Source organism: Nocardia sp. BMG51109 (assembly GCF_000526215.1).
In the GTDB taxonomy this organism is placed as follows: domain Bacteria; phylum Actinomycetota; class Actinomycetes; order Mycobacteriales; family Mycobacteriaceae; genus Nocardia.
Map to the genome: position 1 here is coordinate 1,289,630 of NZ_JAFQ01000004.1, position 17,729 is coordinate 1,307,358.

Here is a 17,729-nt window from a genome sequence, read left to right on the forward strand (position 1 = left end):
GAAGCGGTTACGGACGTGCCCGCGATGCGAAGAACGCTCGATGGGCTTCACCAGCTCGACACTCAGGAGGGAACCGTGGGCAGTTTTGATTCGGGACTTTTGGGGGCTGATCGGCGGTCCGGTCGAACGGTGCTTGTCACGGGGGCGGCCGGTCTGGTCGGGGTGCCAGTCGTGCGCTGTCTGCTCCGTGACGGGTTCCGGGTTGTAGCGGTCGATGATGGCAGCGCCGGAACATTGGAGCGGTTGGCCGAGTTCAACGGCAACCCACGCGTGGCGGTCCAAGTATTGGATATTCGCCATCGGTCCATGGTGGCCGGTGTGGTCGCTGCGGAACTCCCGTGGGGCGTGGTGCATTTGGCCGCGCGGCATTTCATCCCAGACTGCGAACAGTTCCCGAGTGAGACGCTAGAGGTCAACGTAATGGGGACACAGCATCTCCTTGACGCGTGCGCGGAACATCCGCCGCAACAGTTCGTTTTCGCGTCCACCGCCGACGTGTATCCCGTTGCCGCACAACCGCATAGCGAGTATGACGCTGTTGACCCGGTCGGTGTTTATGGGGTGTCCAAGTTGTTGGGTGAGCGGTTGTTGCGCGACCAGGCGGACCGGCTGGAAGGCTGCACGATCGCGATTGCGCGCCTGTTCAACGTGTATGGGCCGGGTGATCCGCATCCGCACCTGCTCCCGGAAGTGTTGCGGCAGCTTCGCAATGGTTCTGTTCTCCGGCTGGGTGATCTGGAGTCCGCCCGCGATTTCGTCTATGCCGAAGACGCTGCCGCAGCTCTGATAGCACTGTTGCACGTCGGGGATTCGGGCGTTTTCAACGTCGGGACTGGAATCGCTGTGAGTGGGCGGGAACTGGTGCAAACGGTGGCGGCGGTGATCGGCCGTGAGGTCGAAATAGAACGGGATCATGGGCGTTTGCGTCGCCGGGTCCGGCCGAATCTGTGTGCCGTGCCGGACCGATTGCGGGAAGTAGTGCCGTGGTGGCCGCGAGTTCCGTTTGGTGATGGTATCCGGTACACGGTCGAAGCCGAATTCGACGGGGCCGCTAGCAGCGGAAAATACGCCGGGAGTGTGTCATGAGTTCTTTTCCGGCGGTGGTTTTCCTGTTGGATACGCCGAACGTGTGGCGCGGCCGTGCGCTCGCGGGTACACCCGCGCGGGTGCTGGGTTTGGCCGAGCACAGTTACCGCGCCGGGGCGGCGGTGACGCTTGTTTTGTGTGATCGCGGGGCCGATTACGGCGCGGCCGAGGATTGGCCCTGTGACGTGCTGTTGGTGCATCCGAACGATTTCTATTCGGATCGGCGACTGGCGCGAGTGTTGGAATCGGTGGCGGTGGCGGCCGATTTCGTGTCGATTTGCGAGGCCGAAGCGCTGTTAGCGGTAGGGCGTGAACTGTCGCATCGTATAGGCGCGCGGTTGGTCTATGACGTTCATGACGACGAAGCGGCTGTGGCGTCCAGCTTGGGTGAGCTACCGGCCACGGTGCGGCATTACGGGGCGGTCCAACGGGCCGCGCTGGAGGCGACTGACTACGTTTTCGTGTCCACCCGCCACGAAGCCGGGTTGGTGCGTGAGGCGGGGATCGACGCCGCGCGTGTGGCCATGTTGTCCAACGGGGCCGACCCGCAACAGCACACGTGGTGGGGATCGGCGGTGGACGCTGCCACGTTGGTGTTCGTGGGCAACCTGTACTACGAACCGAACGCCCGCGCGGTCGAGGCGATCCGTACGACGCTGTTGCCACCGCTGCGCGTCGAAGGGCTCGACATTCGGGTACGGGTGATCGGTCGAGGACCGGCGGACCTGACCATACCCACGGACCGATTGGAATTCACCGGCCGGGTGGACTCGATCAACGAAGCACTTCGCGGCGCAACCTTGGCGCTGGCACCACTAACGGCGGGCTCGGGGGCGAAGATGAAAGTTCTTGATTACCTGGCCGCTGGTCTGCCGGTGCTGGGCACCAGCGAGGCCGTGACAGGCCTGTCCACCGATCATCCCGGCGTCGTGGTGGAGGACGACCTGAGCGCGTGGCCGTCCGTGCTCGCGGCGCTGCTTCGGGATCGCGTCGCGCTGAAAGACCTCGGCACCGACGGCCGCCTATCGGTGGAGCGGGAACTGTCGTGGCCGAACATTGGCTCCGACCTGCTGAGCAACGTGGGCATATGGCTTGACCATCCTGCCCCGAAGCAGCCGAACGCACAGGGCGCCACGGATGTGCTCAGCGTGCCGCGATGGCTCGCGGAACACAGCGTCCACAACGCTCTCGGCAGCCCAGAATTCGCCCGCCAGGGACGGCCGATATGGCTTCGCCGCTCCGACGTACACACGCCAATGCCGGGGGCATGAGGGCCGATGAACAGCCAAACCTATGACCTGGTGACGAGTACCTGTTCGATCACGGCGGACGAGCCCGTTCACACGATGATGGCCCACTATCTGAGCGCCTTTCACGCGCCCGAGCCGGCCGAAGCCGATATCGCGCTGACGTTGAACTACGACCGTATAGCTAGGCCGCGGCGGGCCGTGTCCGCGACGCCGCCGATCGAGGTTCGTCACAGCCACCCTGACCAGCGGTACCAGGTATGGGCCACCGAAGACCATGACGTACTGATACCCGAGCGAGAGTCTGACCATGTCATCACGGTCCGAGGAGACCACATCACGGTTTCGACTGAACGGGAAAAGGTAGCCGCGACGATCGGTGTTCGGGTCGTTCGCCAGCTCATCATGCGCGGGGGTGAGGCACGCGGCGGGCGATCCGTTCACGCGGGCGCGGTCGTGGTCGGCGGTCATGGCGTGCTGATTGGTGGGCAGGCCGGCGCGGGAAAGACCAGCGTTCTAACACGGTTGGTTGAGGACCACGGCGCGGCGGCGCTGTCCAACGACCGGACCATGGTCGTACCCGCTGACACGGGTACATGGTGCGCGGTCGGTGTCCCGTTGGCGTGGCGTTTCACCCCGGAAGGCATCGGCGGTTCGCCACGACTCACCGAGACTCTGGCGCACAGAACTCCGCGGCGCGGTAGCGGGATGATCGACGGCAAAGTCGAACTCACGCCGTTGGAAGTCAGCCAGATACTCGACAGCCCAGCCACGCCGACAATCCCGATCACTCACGTGGTGGTGCTCATGCGATCACCGGATGTACGACCGGAGACACCAAGCGCGCGGTTTCTCCGTCGTCACATGGACTTCGCCGCGGCCGACTTCTTCGCTGACGACTGGTTGGGTATCCGGCCGCACCTACCGAAAACCACTGTGTCCCAAGCGGACCCGGACTCGTGGTGGGCCAAGCTCGCTAGCCTGCCCGTGCATGTGGTCACGTGGGACGATCCTGCCGAGTTGGCGCGGGTCGCGGATGCGGTCGCGAGGGGTCAGTGATGAGGGGGTGTGTACTGGCGGGGGTGTGGGGTGCCGGAAAAACAGCTGTCTACCAGCGATGCGCCGCCGAGTTGATCGCAAGCGGCTGTGAGTCGCTGATCGCGCTACCGCAGGCGGCGACGTTGACCACGCACACCTACACGACCGGCAGCAGCGCCGACCACATGGCGGGCGTCCGGTCGTGGCTGGAGAACCTGACTGCGTTTCTCGAAGATACGGACCGGCGGTTTCAGGCAAGCACGTTGCCTAGCCACAGGTTCGCGCCCGCGTGGGCGCCGACGTGTTTGTTGGAAGGGCTCGGGTTCGACGTACCCGTCTACGGATTGCCGCTCGACCGGCGTTCACTGTTGGGCATCGAACACCGGCTCGCGGCGCTCGGGCTGCACTTGGTTGTTCTCAGGGTTCCCACCGACCGGATACGCCAACAGTGCATCGAGTCCACCCGCGCACACCGCAGCCCACGATGGGCCGCCTACGTCGACGGGTTCGGCCCCGATGACCGGACGAGAGCACAGTACGTGCAGCGCGCACAAGATCGCCTGCTGTACTGGGCGCGGACCTCACCCATCCCATCGCAGGTCATCGACGTTGGCGGGCAGGGCTGGGACGATCCCGCCGCCCAAATCGCGAACCTGATTACACAATCAACGAAGGCCACCCATGGACGGCACCGCCCGACCGCACCCACGCCCGCAGCCGCTGGAGGTAGTCATCGCGCATAGAAAGATCACTAACCCGTGTCCAGTAGTCCACGCCGGTCAGCAACTCCAACCCGCTCGCGACGGCAAGCCGCTCGGGCCACTGTTGCGGCAGTTCGCTCACGGTCTGGTAGCCGTTGGCGAACTGCTCCGCCCACTGGGGGTGTTTCTCGAACATCCACATGGCGGGCTTTACGAAATCCATTACCGGATCAACCCACCGCACGTGTTCCAGGTCCAGCAGCACCCGGAACCCTCCGGCGTCATCGACCAAGATGTTCGGCAAACACACATCCAAGTGAGCGACCGCCGGACGCACTACCGGCGACACCGAATCAGCCAGCGCACCAAGCAACACCAGCCCAGCGGCTACCAGATCACTTGTGCTGCTGTCGGTCTCATGCTCGCGGTACGCCCGCGACAGCAACTCGACACGGACCGCCACAGTGGTACTCCACGAATCCGAGCCCGCGCCGAGCCCGGTAGCCGCGTCACCGAACGTCATCACCGGGACGGCATGGAGCCGCGCCAGTGCCGCGCCGGTCCCGGCCATCACCCGCTCCATCGCGACCGGGGACAGCGAGCCCGCCGCATCGTAGGCATCGCGACCGGGCAGGTACTCGAACACGATCAACAGTCGACCGTCCACCAGGTCATCGGACGCCGAGAACTCCAACAGTCGGGGCACCGGCACGCCGTGCTCCCATACCCGGCGATGCTCGGCCAGCCTGCGCACGACAACATCACTGTGACCGGCCATCCCGACCTTGCCGACCAGCGGGCCGCGACCGGAGTCGAGAACCCGGGACACATGGCTACGGCCTTTCCGCAACGGCTCACGCGGGCGGACCGGAGCAGCGTCCGGCAACAGTCGCTCAACGGCGGCGGCCACCTGATCGGCCCTGATTTCACCAACGCTCACAAGGTAAATACTAGATCCACCCACCGACACGAAAGGCATGCCCATGGACGCGGCAACTACGGAAATCATTGCTAGAGCAGTTATCCGGCGAGACGGCAACATGCTCCTTGCCAAGCATCGAACAAAAAAGTGGTCGTTCCTGCCCGGCGGGCACGTCGAACCAGGCGAACGCGTGGAGACGGCGCTGATTCGTGAGATCGCCGAAGAACTCGGCACGGAGGCGAAAATCGATGGATTCGTCGGTGTGGTCGAACACGGCTACATCGAAGACGGCACCACACACCACGAACTCAACCTCGTCTTCGACGTCACCATCACAGACCCCGAGCCGACAAGCCGCGAAGACCACCTCGAATTTCACTGGCTCCCAGTGACACAACTCGCTGACACCGATGTCCGGCCCGGTGCAGTCAAAGACGCGCTACTGGCCGCAGGCGACGACACCGCACCGTTCTGGCACGCCTGGAACGGATAGACCCACCGATTCCGCGGTTCATGGACGATCGCGCCGTGCGGGCCGCCGGACGGTGGTATCTGTTGTGGGTGCGGCAATTCGAGAAGGTTGATGTCGGCTGTGAGCTGACCGCATGCATCGCATCGGGAGACATCCCGATGCCTGTGGTGCACGTAAACGCCCTTGGCACACCGCAAGACCAGTGGGATCAGGTCATACCCAAGCTATATCTGCACACCACCGTCACCTACGACCGTCCGGGCATCGGTCACAGCGATCCCCTGCCCCCACACCTGGCGGACCAGCCACGCACATTCGGGGCGTTGGCCGACGAGCTTCGCTCCATGCTCGACAAGCTCGCCATCGAATCGCCGCACGTGGTCGTCGGGCATTCGATCGGTGCCCTGATCGCCATGATGTACGCCGCACGTCACGAGGCACACACGGCTGGGCTGGTACTGGTGGATTGCACCACCTTCCAGCATCTGGCGGATAGTCACTGGCCGACACGCGAAGGGGGTGACGGCAGTCCCGGATCGTCGATGCTGGACATCCCAGGATCGATCGCCGAGCTGGAGGCCGCGGAATGGACACCCCTTCCCGCCGCGGTATTGGCGAGCGCGCCCGGGCGATGGACACGTCTGACGCCCGCTGAGGCAGCCGAGTTCGCACCGCTCACGCTCGAGCAACTCGATCAACAATGGCAGGACGCGCAACGGCTGCTCGCGAGAAGGCTGGATGCCCTGCTGGTCGTTGCCGACTGGGCCGGCCACCACGTCGCCGTGGACCAGCCCGAATTGGTCGCTGCCTGCATAAGCGCGGTCAGCGCTGCCGCCCGCGACCACCGGCCCGTCACCATTCCGTCCGCCCGACTGCGGTACGCGGGCGGATCATGCCCAGCATCCTGACTCGATTGCCAAGATGCTGAAGCGGTGCCCGCGCTCACTGAATCTCCCCACCGACGCTCAGGTCGCGTTTACTGTGAATCCCGTTCGCTGGCAACGTCACACGCAGATATCGCGAATACCGGGCAACCGTCCGTGAGGAAGGTACGCATGAGCATCCCTCGCAGTACTGTCCGTTCGGCCGTCACCGGTGTCGCCAGGCGACTTCCACGCACTACCGACCTGCTCGACTGCGGTACAGGATCAGTCCCGCGGGCTCGGCACCGCCGCGATCAGGACGCCGGGTCCAGTAGCCGTATCGAGTCTCCGGGCCCGCCGACGGTGGGACCTTCAGGCCAGAGTTGCTCGAGTTCCGCTGGGGTGAGCGGGGCCTGGTATGCGGCGCGGAGTACCTCCTGGATCACAGTGGTCTTCGCGTTGGCGAGGTTGACGAACCAGTCGAGGCCGGCCACATATGACCACATATAGGTTCTCAGCAGTGGATTGGTGCTGCGGTCGGCCAGAATGTCGGCGATGTGGCCGTCATTCCACCAGGGGACACGGTCGCGCGCATGGCGGGCGCATTCTTCCGTGGGCGTTCCGGCGTTCACGGCCAGTTGCAGTTCCGACCGAACCAATTGGGTGTAGTGGTCGATCCGGACACGCGCAACCAAGGCGTCATCGTCAGGTGCGATGAACAGCGGCATCGCCTGTGCCCAGCCTTCCAGGAGGACTTGCTGGGGGCCGTGAACGGACAACAGACGAACCCAAGGGACGTCCTCGACAGCACAGCGGGCAGCGATGCTGGCGCTTTGCAACCCATGGCCGAGGACTTCGTGCAACGCGAATCGCCGGGCCTGGACCTTGGTGTAGTTCGCATTGCGCATGTTCAGACGCAGCCGGACTCGCTGCCCGGCACCGTCGAGCCAGTACGCCCAGTAGGCATCGATATCGGTTTCCTCGATCGTGAGGTCGTATGGGGCCTGGCTACCTGTTGCTCGGCGGACGGCTGGTTCGAAATCACGCGCGGCTTGGCGGATCGCGTCGGGCGCGGCAGCGGCATCCAACGGACCTTCGGTGGCGGCCAGGTCGACGGCGGTGGATTCACCCCATCCAACACCGAGCCCCTCCAGGCACAGGCGCGCGGTCTCACCCGCGGCGGCGATGTACTCGGCCGGCCATCCGGCTGCGGGGCATCCCTGAGTATCTCGGACATAGTCGTCGAGACCGGGGCGTTCGCCCATGAGAGCGCGGAGGTAGGCGATATCGGCAGTGATCCGCCGTGCGACCGAAGGCTCGTGGGCTTCGTCCGCCAACTCGCTGAGCCGCCGGAAGGTGCTCAGGCGGTCGACAGCTATTGGCGCCTCGTCGGTCGAAGGGAGGAAATCGAAGTCGATCACGGCAGGTGCGCCACGGTCGACCTCATGCTGATTCCATGCCCTGAGCGCGTGCTCGACGGAATCACGAGTGCTCACGAGTTACCTCCCAGAAAAGTGTGACCGACTGGTTCGGGCGCAAATACTCCCGGTGGAGTGTGACGATGGCGTCATCGCCGTCGCAGTCCCAGATCAGGTCTTCGGTCGCGGAGTTCTCCGCGCCGTCTGGATGCTCCTCTGTCGCGGAGCAACTGATCAAGTCCCCGGCGTTCTCGTGCCGCAGATGGACACTGAAGTGGCGTGTGTACCGGGCAATCGTTTGCCGCCAGTACAGCTCGTCGTCGAACTTCCCGCCGTCGCATGTGTATCCGACCACCGCCGATTCGCCAGGCTGGATTGCCGGCGAGAGTTGGCACGCGAACTTCGACAGGCTCGGCGTGTCGTGGATTCGTTGGATGGCGAGACGGCGAGTGCTCTCGCGTAGCGGTCCGATGTCCAGCCCGCCGTCGGTGTATTTGAACCACAGCTCGCGCGACATGCGGGTCAACGGCCGACCGGTCATGTTCAAGGTTTCGTATCGGTAGGTCAAGTGAGCCGATCCGTCTGCGCTGATCTGAATGTCGATGCGGGTGTCGAGATCGATGATATGCCCGGCCAGGTACGCGAACTGGCTGACTTCACGGCTGTCGAGGTACTCCGTCTGCTCCATCTGAAGCAGTCGTTGGGCGAGCTGCCGGGTTGGCGTAGCGACGTCCCACTTGTCATGCGCAGTCAAGCCGGTGTGGGAGCGTGGAGCGTCGCCGGGCCGTTCTGGTTCCCAGTCGACTGAGCCGAAAGTCGGCTGGTTGATGCGGTTCTCGATGACATCGAGTAGTCCGGTAACGCTGTCGGCTACTGTGATTGCCGACGCATGCGAGAGGGGTAGTTCGTCGGTGTACCGCTCGAACAGTTGCTCTGCGGTGTAGCCCGGGAACATCCCCTCCAGAACTCGGCAATGGTGCGGGTAGGGAAGACCTTTCAGCGAACCGGACAGCCAACGGTGGAACTGCGTGCGCCCTGGGAATGTACCGACCAGTGCGGGATCGATCGTCCCTGCGATCTTGTCGTACTCGCGGCAGAAGGCGCTGTGTGTCTGCAAATGCCTTTCGCGCAGTTCGACTTTCAGGCGAATGAGCGCAGCTGCCACTATCCGACCCCTCGCGTCCCTCCAGCACGCCGAACGTAACACAGACGGACACGAGAAGGGACAGGATGGAACCCGGAAGTTCGAGACGGTAGTTGCGCGGGGTCGAGACGTGACACCGCTCCTTGTCAAGGTTGTGTCAGACCCTTTGGCGCGCATCGGCACCCGGAATTCAGCGCGGCTGTCGGGACATGTGTTTCCGTATCGCGCTCGGTGCCGGGCGGCTCTGCGCGACCGTGACCGCGCACAAGGTCGTGCACTCACGGCGAATGTGAGTGCAAGGAAGGAGAAGAAAATGAATCGAATGAGCAAGCAGCACAGCGTGGTTGGTTCCGCATCATCTCGCCGGTACTATCCGCCGGTCGTTGTGGCATCGTTCGCTCGGTCCGAGCTGGCGAACCAGCTGCCCGAGATCATCACCCCGCACATCCACACGTCGCAGAGCAGCTGACCGCAGAGCGCGAGCGGAGGTGACGTGATGCGATACAACACCCTGGGCATCCATCTGACCAATGCCTGCAACCTCTCCTGCGGCCACTGCATCACCGATTCCTCACCGCACGCGCGGGGTGATTTGACGTGGCCGCAGATCGAGGCGGCTGTCCGCAGCGCCGCTGCCCACGTCGACGGCGTGTGCATCACCGGCGGCGAAGCACTGCTGCGACGCGAGTTGGCGCTGCGGACAATCCGTCTCACACGCTCACTCGGCTTGCGAGCGTCGCTGGTGACCAACGGATTCTGGGCTCGCTCCCGCGCAGAAGCAGACGCCATGGTCGCTGAGCTGGTCGACGCCGGGTTGGACAAGCTGGCCGTGAGTTTCGACCGCTACCACTTCACCCCCAAACACCGGGGTGTCCGGGCCGAGCTGCTCGATACGCTGCTCGCTGCCGCGGCAGCAGCGCCGGATCTGGAGCTGGTTGTCCAGTACTGCGGCAGGGGAGAAGACGACGCCTACCGGATCGCCGCGCAGGCAGCGGCACGGCATGCGGCACGACTGGAAACCGCGGCGGTACTGCCGTTCGGTCGCGGCCGAAATCTCTTGCTGCGCCGCGAAGTTGACATCAATGAGGTTCCGGATGGGCCGTGCGGGGTCGTCGGACGTCCGATTCTGACCCCGGAGGGGGACTTCTACACCTGCTGCGGGCCAGCCCGCGGTGCTCATGCCGAGTCCCCGCTACGGCTGCCGATCGATTCTGCCGCAGACGTGGGCGGCGCCCTGGCGCGAGCCGAAGTCGATCCGATCATCAACACCATCCACACTCACGGACCGAAAGCGATGCTCGGCATGCTCAGCGACGTGACACGTCGGCGGGTGTCGGAAAACCTGCTCGACGGGTCCATGTGCTCGCTGTGCCGGGCCATCACCGACGATGCCGAAGCCACCGACGAGGTGCGAACAGCGTTGTCCGGAAACGAGGTTCGCCTGATCGCACTGTCGGCGGTATTGGGTGTGGCCCAGAACAAGCGGAAGGGAGAGCAGTCGACGTGTCGTCGTTGACGATCTCTGTCGCCGGTGCGGCGAGCAATGCGCACCGTGACGTTCTGCGCATGGCAGACGCCATGGCCGACCGGTCCCCGGCGTGGGCCGTACTCGGCGCATCAGCAGCGGCCTCGGCTGCGGTCGGAGGAGAAACCGATTCCGTTGCAGAATCGGGTACCCGCCTGCTGGGCAACGGAATTCGATTGGCAGTGGCCGGTCCCGAATGGCTCCGCCGCGAGCTGGACCCATTGGCCCGGATACTCGACGGCCCGGACACGCCGCTGGAGGAGATCGCGGCGATCCTGGCCGGGATCAGTGGTGACGCGCACTGCGCCGCGCTGGTGGGATCGCGGTGCGCGGTGGTGTTCCGATCACCGATGTCGGCGCGCCCGCTGTTCTATACAGTCCGCGATGACGGAACACTGCTGGTCGCCTCACAGATCCGGGGCATCCGTGCCGCGCAACCGGCCACAGCGATAGACACCGCCGGCCTCGCGCCGTTTCTGGTTCCGACGATGTGCGACCCGCAGGGCACGGCGTGGACAGGGGTTCGGCGGCTGCCACCCGGGCACGCGTTGATCGTCCGGTACGGGCGGGTCATGGTGCGCTCGATGCCGGCGCTCGAAGCGCCTGATCTCGATGAGGCCGCCCGGTCGGATCTGGTGGCAGAGTTCCGCAGTCGGCTGGTGACCGCCGTCGAACGCAGCAGCGGCCCGCCCGACGCGATTCTGCTCAGCGGCGGAATCGACTCCGCGGCATTGACCTGCGCGGCCAACGCGGCGGGTCTGTCGATGCGGGCGTTCTCTCTCACCTACAGCAGTCCTCAGCTGGCCGCATGTGACGAGCGCCGGTTCGTCGACGACGTCGAACACGCCACCGGGCTCCCGGTGACCCGGGTGCCGGCCGATCACCTGCTTCCGCTGATCGCGGACTATCCGCAAGCAGACGAGCCGGAGGCATGGCCTTATGCCGCGCGCAACGAGGCGATGCTGCAACGCATCAGCGGGAACGAAATGCCGCTATCGACCGTGATTGCGGGCGAAGGCGGTGACGAACTCCTTCTGGGCCAGGTCTTCACCGTCGCCGACCGGTACGCCCGCGGTGACACATCGGGCGCACAGCGTGAGCTGGCCACATTCCCGGACCCGGACGCCGCGGCACGGATCGTCGACGGCCTGCTCACCGGCAGCTACAACCGGCACGGAGCCTGCATTATGCGCGCACTCGCCGACATCCCACCGTGGCTGTCCGATCGGTACCTCGCAGACACCGGGCTGGCGGACCGTCTCGCGGACGGCTATCCCGAGCTGCCGCAACCCGGACGCCTCACCATCGACTACTCGCGGGCAATGATCGCCGAAGCCGGCGCGGCCGGGCGGGTGCAATGCGGCGGCTGGTGGGAAGACACCGGCCGCCGTCACGGACTGGCCATCTCCTACCCGTTCCTCGATCCGGACCTCGCCGCGCTGACCTGGGCACTCCCGCCACACCTGTTGCGCGACAACGGGATCGAAAAGGTGATCCTCCGCGAAGCCCTCGCCGACGAGCTGCCCACCAGTATCGCCGTGCGCCCGGACAAAGCCGATGCGCGGGCCATGATGCACGCCGGTCTCCGCCAATCGGCCGACCAGCTCCGCGCAGTCGCACACGCCGGGCCGCTGGCCGACCACGCCATTATCGACCCCGATTCGCTCTTGTCCACCATCGACGACTACGTGGCCGGCGACGACCGCCACGGCCCCGGCCTGTGGGCCACCGTCGCCGTCAACACCTGGATGAATCACCACACGGGAGGAACACGCTCATGAACACCCCGTCTCCCACCATGCCGACAGCCGCGGCAGCCTCAGTTACCCGTACCGGCGATATGTGGACCCTGGTTCCGTCCACCGCCGACGGGGAGGTTCTGGTGGTCAACCACACCGGTCATCAGATTTTCCAGCACTGCGATGGCAGACACAGCGCCAGCGACATCGCCCACGAACTCGCCGAAATGACCGGTGTCTCAGCCGATGACGTCATAGAGGATGTGACCAGATTCGTGCACAGGCTCGCGGCGGCGGGCCTGGTGGCCAGGTGACGATGTCGCCTACTGCGGCGAGGACAGCAGGGCCCGAGTGCGGTCGGGTCCGATGGACAGCAACAGCGTCGGCAGACGAGGACCGGTGTCGCGCGAGCACAGCAACTGGTAGAGAGCCTTGAAGAAGGCACGCTGTGCCTTCTTCAGCTCCGGGGTCGGCTGAGCATCCTCCGGCAATCCCTCCAGCAACTTCGGCACCGCGTACACGGTCCTGGTCAACCCGTCGAGAGTCCAGTCGTCGGTCATTCGTGCCGTCAACAACCGGACGCCCTCGCGGGTCTTGTCATCCAGTTGAGACCATGCCTCGGTGTTGAAATCGGTCCGGACGATCGTGCGGTCATCCGGCGGAAGTGCGCGGGCGAAGTTGACCGCGTCCGCCAGCCGAGGCTGCAACTCGTCCAGCAAGGCCGCATCGTCGGGAAGTGCAGTGCCGCTATCGGATTCGAGGTGCTGACGCATCAGACGCTCTACCTGCTCCGGGTTGGCGTCGGTGATGTCGGCCGCCGACGACAGCAGTCGGAACGACACCGGTCGCGCACTGCGTTCCACCAACCCTGCCGAGGTCCGCACGCACACCTGGTACAGGTGCTGCTCCACCGCCGACGCCGTGCCGTCCTCGGTGCGCGCCGCGAATCGGTCCCATTCGTCATACAAGCGCAGCACCGCAGGTGGGGACATGTCGATGGTGAAAGACTGCGATGGCAGCCGGCGCGCATACAGCCAACGGATCATCACCGGTTCGAGGATATTCAGCGCCGTATCTGGTGTGGCGGCACCGCCGGCAGAACCCGACATCTTCGACCGCCCGCCGGCCAAACCGACGAACGAGTACACGACCGTGCTCGGCGCGTCGGCACCGAAGATCTCCGGTGCCACTACTTTCCCTGAGGCAAAACTGCTGGATGGCGCATGGTGATCCTCGCCCGCAGGTTCGAAGGCGACCGATTCGAACGCCCATCGCATCGGCCAGTCGACTTTCCACACCAGTTTGCCCGACACTCGCTCCCCGTCGGCCAAGCCCATCACGCCTGCATGCCCGCATCGGCAGCGATACGTCAGCGTGAGACCATCCCAGCCGGTGACCTCGGTGAAGTCCTTTCCGCACACTTCGCAGTACGGTTTGAACGGGAAGTACACCGTGCGCCGCTCGTCGACCGGACGTTCGTGCCGCCCCTCGGTCTGGAAGCGCTCCAAAATATCGAAGATCTCGCCGCGGGAATCCATCGCCCGCCGGATCGAGGCGTTGTAGACACCGGCCGGGTACTGCTGCGACTGGCGGATCTCCCGCATCTCAACACCCAGCCGCCGCAGCGCCGCGGTGAACTGCGCAATGAAATGCGACGCATACGAATCGCGCTGCCCGTATGGGTCCGGTACCGCCGCCAGCGGTTTACCGATGTACTCGCTCCAGTCCTCTGGCAAGCCGGCCGGCACCTTCCGGAACCGGTCGTAGTCATCCCAGCTGTGGATATGCACGGCGTCGATGCCGCGGGCCTTGATCTCCTCCGCAACCAGGTGTGCGGTCATCACCTCGCGGAGATTGCCTAGATGGATCGGACCGCTCGGGCTGATCCCCGACGCGCACACGATCGCGGTGGCCGAGGACTTTCGCGCATGTTCGATCGCAGCATCGGCGGCACGCCGAATCCAGCTCGCCTCCGCATCAGCGTTGCGCGGATCTTCCACCCGGGACGTCGAAAGCACCCGCACACGCTACCAGCGCTAATGCTTTACAAGCGGTTCCGGCCTTCGCCGCTGCGATCAGCACAGCCTGTGCAGCCCCGGGTCACCTTGTGCCGTCCATGGCCCCCGACTAGAGACTGGGTGGCCGATTAAGCCTGCGGCCGGTTGAACTCGCCGTCCTTCACGCCGCCGGTGAAGGCTTCCCACTCGCCGGGCGTGAAGACCAGCGCTGGTCCGGACGGATTCTTCGAATCACGGACCCCGACCATGCCCTCATCGAGAAACGCCACCTCCACACACTCTTTTCCTGCCGAAGTGCGGCTGCTGGTGAACCAGCGTGCACCGGAAAGGTCGACGTTGTACTTGTCGGTCACGCTCTGTACTCCCTTGCTAACTGCCGAAGCAGGTCCCTGCTCGAATTCTCGTCCAGCGCGGCATGCTGGATGGCCTGGTACGCCTCATGGTAACGGCGAACGTCGATCTGCTTCTCGAGGTACATATCGCCAGTGAAGCTCTCCACATAGACCACAGGTGGCTCATGCGGCTCACCCCTGGCGCCCTTCCCGAACTCGAGCACGATGAACCTGCCTACTGGATCGCCCAGCGGAATGCCTGCCTCGAACGGCAGGATGCGGATGGATACGTTGGGCATGGTGCTCATGTCGGCCAGGTGTTTCAGCTGGGCTGCCATGACACGCCGGTTGCCGACAATCCGGCGCAAGGTGGCCTCACCGAGAACGACATTGAGCGTAGCTGGGCGGCGCTTCCGAGTGATGAGAGCCTGTCGGCGCATTCGGAGATGGACACGCTGGTCGATCTCATCGGACTCGCTGTCGGGATAGCCGGACTGCGTCAGGACTCGGGCATAGTCGGCGGTCTGGAGCAGGCCGATGACAGCGTCCGGCGAGTAGGTCGTGAGCACCGAGACCGCAGCCTCCAGACCCATGTAGACATCGAAATCCGCCGGGATCAGCTCACCGTACTCGTGGTACCAACTCTTACTGTTGGCCTGCTGAGCCAGTCCCAGGAGCGCTGCCGTCATCTTCTCGTCGGCGCCGAGAACGGCACACAGCTCACGAATGTCGGCGGTTCGGATCTTCTGCGGAAACTGCCCCTTCTCGAACCGCTGGATGGTGCTGGAACTGAGTTCGGCTAGGCGCGCCACCTCCGGAATCGTCATACCGGTCTGCATACGAAGCTCCCGCAGATACCGCCCGAGTTGACGCCGAGGGAGCGTGCTTCCTGACATGTCGACCTTCCCGTCCTTGGGTTCCGAATGTGCTGGTACAGGCGAGAACTGTCTCACGGCCCTGACCAGCGCACAGGCAGAATGAAGAGATCTGATTGGGAAACCCAGAATTGCGGGTGGAAGTCTGGTGCTCGTGGTGTTCTATCGCTGCGCCCGGCACGGCGGTCCGACGGAACACAGGCAGCAGCAACCGATTCCGGAACGACACGTCATCACCCCCGCTCAGGCCGGACGCACCCTCGAGCTTGCATCGCCCGACCGGAGGTACCGATGACGACCGTACAGCCGCACCGAACGGCAGACGAGGTGATCGCGCGAGTTGTGCACTACCGCAACGTTTGTGCGCTGCCCGCTCGAACCGATGGACGCATGATCACTGCCCGCGTCGGCGAGGTGGGCGCTGTCATGTTGCCGATAGACGTGGGTCACCCGCTGCACATTCGGTTGCGTCAGCTCCTCGCCAGTTGCCCGGTGATGTCCCACGCCGACAAGATGCTCACCTTCCTGACCCACGGCGGGTTCGGAAGCGATCCGAGCGGCAAGGCTCTCCTGGCGGGGCAGGGCGGCCGGCTGGTCGAGGACGGTCACCAGATCTCTCTGCCGTCGCCGATCACCGAGACCACCGGCAACCTGCGGTGGGCCGAACCGCCGGTGGATGCATTCCGGCCCCGCACGGACACCGTGCTCGAAATCCTTGCCTTCCAAACCAATCCGAACCGCATGCGCTACGAGCGTCGGTTGATCTAAGGGGACTCGAGTGGACACTGCTCTTCTTGTTACCGCCATCATCGCCGCCGGAATCGGTGCGGAGTGGTGGGTATTCCGCCGGGCCATCCGGCAGCACTCTCGATACCTGACGCACCTCGGCAAGCCGAAGGCGAGGGCGAGGCACGCGTTCGCCCCAGGACGAAGGCGCTCAAAGGTGTCGCGCTACAACACTATTCGCGAATACATCGAACGAGGGATGTAGCGATGCTCGCGCGGCCGACGGCGACAGTCCGGTCACCGCGACCGGACGAACCCGACGTGCACGTGCGAGTCACCTACGCGGACACCGCATTCGACTACATCGCCTGCAAGACGGCGGCGAGGAACTTCTTGTGCCGGTGGCAGCGAAGCCACCATCCCGGAGCCACGGCGACCGAGGTCCGGGACCACGCGACCACCCTGCAACGACTGCCCTACGAGGAACTATGGCTCACACCATGACATCGGGCCACACCGTGCGCACCCTGCATGCGCGGTACAACCGGATACACGGTTTCGAAGCCCGGATGTCCGGCGGCACTCTCTACACGCTTGCGCGCGCGATACACCTCGTCATTGTCGACCGGGAGGTTGGCGTGCAGGTACGCGATGACATGCGCAGGCGCACAATGCGGACGCCGATCCTGGCCACCAGAGGGATGGTGCGATGGATGTTCGTCGTCAGGCCGGACATCCGCATCGACGAGCATCGAGACCTCCAGGCGCGACTGTCCCGCCCTCCGATGTGCGGCCGAGTGAGCATCACGCAACCGGGCCAGTACTTCACGCTGCCGACACCGGGCAACAACCGCAGGTACTGGATAGAGGAACCCGTCGATCGTGACCGGTCGCCGCTCACGAAGATCTTGAACTTCGCCCAGAACGCACAAACTCTTCTCGATAAGAACAGGACGGCGTGGTTTGACTGAAAATACCCGACCCCGCTCCGCACGACTGCCCACCTCCGACACATTGCTGGCAGCTCATTGCGGCCGAATACCTGCCGACACTCCGATATTGACAGCGGTCAGGGAAATGCACAGGATGCACATGGTCCAAGTCCTGACGATGGAGGTCCTGATCGGGCGCTGGAGCCCTTTGCCGTCCGACGAGGAAATCGACAAGGCATCGGCAGATCTGGCGGTTGTCCGGAAAGCGATATTCACGCAGGGAAGAGTGATAGACGAACACGTATCCGGCTTGCGATTCGCGCCGCGCCGACCAGGCGCCGAGGAGATGCCGAGCACCCTGGGTGAGCTTGTCGTGAATATCATCGACGCCGCCTGGGTGTCGGACCGCCGCGTCATCGAAGGCAAGGAAAGAATTCGACCGCAAGGAACCTTGCGTAGGGCAATGGGCACGTACGACCAGGTGACTGCCCGCATCCTCACGGGGTCGATGTATCCGCCCAGCAGGGGTTTCACCCCGGACGGGTGAGCCGCGGTCGCGGGTGTCGCGGTAACACCGGCCGTATGCCGGCGACGACGGAAGTTACGCCTCCGGAGCGCGGCTCGCCGTGACCGGTGGGCGGCCGATCCTGTAATCGTTGGCAGCCGACCGGTTTCCGTGCACCACGGTCGG

General features: G+C 64.6%; 20 protein-coding genes. 14 read left to right on the plus strand and 6 right to left on the minus strand.

Translation table 11 applies throughout. The features are described 5' to 3' along the window. Positions 1-75: 75 nt before the first annotated feature. From D892_RS44920 to D892_RS44925, 4 genes are read left to right on the plus strand one after another with little or no spacing between them, the layout of a single operon-like run. Positions 76-1,086, plus strand: coding sequence for an NAD(P)-dependent oxidoreductase (locus D892_RS44920; protein WP_198036850.1), 1,011 nt, complete (start codon positions 76-78; stop codon positions 1,084-1,086). After that, positions 1,083-2,357, plus strand: a complete 1,275-nt coding sequence (locus D892_RS0107000) for a glycosyltransferase family 4 protein (protein ID WP_024800559.1) — start codon at positions 1,083-1,085, stop codon at positions 2,355-2,357. The genes D892_RS44920 and D892_RS0107000 overlap by 4 nt, the downstream gene beginning before the upstream one ends. 6 nt (positions 2,358-2,363) lie before the next feature. Next, on the plus strand, positions 2,364-3,392 hold the full coding sequence (locus D892_RS0107005) for a hypothetical protein (RefSeq protein ID WP_024800560.1): 1,029 nt from the start codon (positions 2,364-2,366) through the stop codon (positions 3,390-3,392). A gap of 23 nt (positions 3,393-3,415) precedes the next feature. After that, a complete protein-coding gene (locus D892_RS44925) occupies positions 3,416-4,114 on the plus strand; it encodes a hypothetical protein (protein WP_156959413.1) in 699 nt (232 codons plus the stop codon). Here the strand turns inward: D892_RS44925 and D892_RS0107010 are convergent. Beyond that, complete coding sequence (locus D892_RS0107010) at positions 4,029-5,012, minus strand: phosphotransferase family protein (protein WP_036566806.1); 984 nt, start codon at positions 5,010-5,012, stop codon at positions 4,029-4,031. The genes D892_RS44925 and D892_RS0107010 overlap by 86 nt on opposite strands. A gap of 43 nt (positions 5,013-5,055) precedes the next feature. Here D892_RS0107010 and D892_RS0107015 point away from each other — a divergent pair, with 43 nt between their 5' ends. Together D892_RS0107015 and D892_RS0107020 are read left to right on the plus strand one after the other, a co-directional pair. Beyond that, the gene (locus D892_RS0107015; protein WP_024800562.1) at positions 5,056-5,487 is read left to right on the plus strand and encodes an NUDIX domain-containing protein; all 432 of its coding nucleotides are present in this window, start codon (positions 5,056-5,058) and stop codon (positions 5,485-5,487) included. Between the two features lie 20 nt (positions 5,488-5,507). Further along, positions 5,508-6,374: an alpha/beta fold hydrolase gene (locus D892_RS0107020; protein WP_024800563.1), complete on the plus strand. Its 867-nt coding sequence runs from the start codon at positions 5,508-5,510 to the stop codon at positions 6,372-6,374. Between the two features lie 269 nt (positions 6,375-6,643). Here the strand turns inward: D892_RS0107020 and D892_RS0107025 are convergent, their stop codons facing one another. Together D892_RS0107025 and D892_RS43520 are read right to left on the minus strand one after the other, a co-directional pair. Next, positions 6,644-7,825, minus strand: a complete 1,182-nt coding sequence (locus tag D892_RS0107025; protein ID WP_024800564.1) for a hypothetical protein — start codon at positions 7,823-7,825, stop codon at positions 6,644-6,646. Next, positions 7,812-8,912 (minus strand): hypothetical protein, encoded by a 1,101-nt coding sequence (locus tag D892_RS43520; RefSeq protein WP_156959414.1) that lies wholly within the window; start codon positions 8,910-8,912, stop codon positions 7,812-7,814. The genes D892_RS0107025 and D892_RS43520 overlap by 14 nt, the downstream gene beginning before the upstream one ends. 292 nt (positions 8,913-9,204) lie before the next feature. Between D892_RS43520 and D892_RS46465 the strand changes: the two genes are divergently transcribed. From D892_RS46465 to D892_RS0107050, 4 genes are read left to right on the plus strand one after another with little or no spacing between them, the layout of a single operon-like run. Beyond that, the gene (locus tag D892_RS46465; RefSeq protein WP_156959415.1) at positions 9,205-9,360 is read left to right on the plus strand and encodes a hypothetical protein; all 156 of its coding nucleotides are present in this window, start codon (positions 9,205-9,207) and stop codon (positions 9,358-9,360) included. Positions 9,361-9,387: 27 nt separating this feature from the next. After that, complete coding sequence (locus D892_RS43525; protein WP_024800566.1) at positions 9,388-10,407, plus strand: radical SAM protein; 1,020 nt, start codon at positions 9,388-9,390, stop codon at positions 10,405-10,407. A gap of 50 nt (positions 10,408-10,457) precedes the next feature. Further along, a complete protein-coding gene (locus D892_RS0107045) occupies positions 10,458-12,197 on the plus strand; it encodes an asparagine synthase-related protein (protein WP_156959416.1) in 1,740 nt (579 codons plus the stop codon). Next, entirely contained in the window at positions 12,194-12,469 is a 276-nt protein-coding gene (locus tag D892_RS0107050; protein WP_084160972.1) for a PqqD family protein, read from the plus strand. Before D892_RS0107045 ends, D892_RS0107050 begins: the two co-directional genes overlap by 4 nt. Positions 12,470-12,478: 9 nt before the next feature. On the opposite strand, the gene lysS is transcribed toward D892_RS0107050, so the two are convergent. The 3 genes from lysS to D892_RS0107065 all read right to left on the minus strand — a co-directional run bounded on the left by lysS (position 12,479) and on the right by D892_RS0107065 (position 15,401). Continuing rightward, complete coding sequence (gene lysS / locus D892_RS0107055; protein WP_198036851.1) at positions 12,479-14,173, minus strand: lysine--tRNA ligase; 1,695 nt, start codon at positions 14,171-14,173, stop codon at positions 12,479-12,481. Between the two features lie 128 nt (positions 14,174-14,301). Continuing rightward, positions 14,302-14,526 (minus strand): DUF397 domain-containing protein, encoded by a 225-nt coding sequence (locus D892_RS0107060; protein WP_024800570.1) that lies wholly within the window; start codon positions 14,524-14,526, stop codon positions 14,302-14,304. Continuing rightward, the gene (locus D892_RS0107065; protein ID WP_024800571.1) at positions 14,523-15,401 is read right to left on the minus strand and encodes a helix-turn-helix transcriptional regulator; all 879 of its coding nucleotides are present in this window, start codon (positions 15,399-15,401) and stop codon (positions 14,523-14,525) included. Before D892_RS0107065 ends, D892_RS0107060 begins: the two co-directional genes overlap by 4 nt. Before the next feature lie 321 nt (positions 15,402-15,722). Here D892_RS0107065 and D892_RS0107070 point away from each other — a divergent pair, with 321 nt between their 5' ends. The 4 genes from D892_RS0107070 to D892_RS0107085 all read left to right on the plus strand — a co-directional run bounded on the left by D892_RS0107070 (position 15,723) and on the right by D892_RS0107085 (position 17,585). Next, the gene (locus D892_RS0107070) at positions 15,723-16,148 is read left to right on the plus strand and encodes a hypothetical protein (RefSeq protein ID WP_156959417.1); all 426 of its coding nucleotides are present in this window, start codon (positions 15,723-15,725) and stop codon (positions 16,146-16,148) included. Positions 16,149-16,373: 225 nt separating this feature from the next. Further along, entirely contained in the window at positions 16,374-16,610 is a 237-nt protein-coding gene (locus D892_RS0107075) for a hypothetical protein (protein WP_024800573.1), read from the plus strand. Continuing rightward, positions 16,595-17,077, plus strand: a complete 483-nt coding sequence (locus D892_RS0107080) for a hypothetical protein (RefSeq protein ID WP_156959418.1) — start codon at positions 16,595-16,597, stop codon at positions 17,075-17,077. The genes D892_RS0107075 and D892_RS0107080 overlap by 16 nt, the downstream gene beginning before the upstream one ends. Before the next feature lie 121 nt (positions 17,078-17,198). Beyond that, the gene (locus D892_RS0107085) at positions 17,199-17,585 is read left to right on the plus strand and encodes a hypothetical protein (RefSeq protein ID WP_156959419.1); all 387 of its coding nucleotides are present in this window, start codon (positions 17,199-17,201) and stop codon (positions 17,583-17,585) included. Positions 17,586-17,729: the final 144 nt, after the last annotated feature.

What these genes read in the sequence shown, in the direction of transcription:
- D892_RS0107075 (WP_024800573.1), top strand. Translation starts at nt 16,374, where the DNA reads ATGCTCGCGCGGCCGACGGCGACAGTCCGGTCACCGCGACCGGACGAA.
- D892_RS0107050 (WP_084160972.1), top strand. Translation starts at nt 12,194, where the DNA reads ATGAACACCCCGTCTCCCACCATGCCGACAGCCGCGGCAGCCTCAGTT.
- D892_RS0107045 (WP_156959416.1), top strand. Translation starts at nt 10,458, where the DNA reads ATGGCAGACGCCATGGCCGACCGGTCCCCGGCGTGGGCCGTACTCGGC.
- D892_RS0107080 (WP_156959418.1), top strand. Translation starts at nt 16,595, where the DNA reads ATGGCTCACACCATGACATCGGGCCACACCGTGCGCACCCTGCATGCG.
- D892_RS0107000 (WP_024800559.1), top strand. Translation starts at nt 1,083, where the DNA reads ATGAGTTCTTTTCCGGCGGTGGTTTTCCTGTTGGATACGCCGAACGTG.
- D892_RS46465 (WP_156959415.1), top strand. Translation starts at nt 9,205, where the DNA reads ATGAATCGAATGAGCAAGCAGCACAGCGTGGTTGGTTCCGCATCATCT.
- D892_RS0107015 (WP_024800562.1), top strand. Translation starts at nt 5,056, where the DNA reads ATGGACGCGGCAACTACGGAAATCATTGCTAGAGCAGTTATCCGGCGA.
- D892_RS0107005 (WP_024800560.1), top strand. Translation starts at nt 2,364, where the DNA reads ATGAACAGCCAAACCTATGACCTGGTGACGAGTACCTGTTCGATCACG.
- D892_RS43525 (WP_024800566.1), top strand. Translation starts at nt 9,388, where the DNA reads ATGCGATACAACACCCTGGGCATCCATCTGACCAATGCCTGCAACCTC.
- D892_RS0107020 (WP_024800563.1), top strand. Translation starts at nt 5,508, where the DNA reads ATGGACGATCGCGCCGTGCGGGCCGCCGGACGGTGGTATCTGTTGTGG.
- D892_RS0107065 (WP_024800571.1), bottom strand. Translation starts at nt 15,401, where the DNA reads ATGTCAGGAAGCACGCTCCCTCGGCGTCAACTCGGGCGGTATCTGCGG.
- D892_RS0107085 (WP_156959419.1), top strand. Translation starts at nt 17,199, where the DNA reads ATGGTCCAAGTCCTGACGATGGAGGTCCTGATCGGGCGCTGGAGCCCT.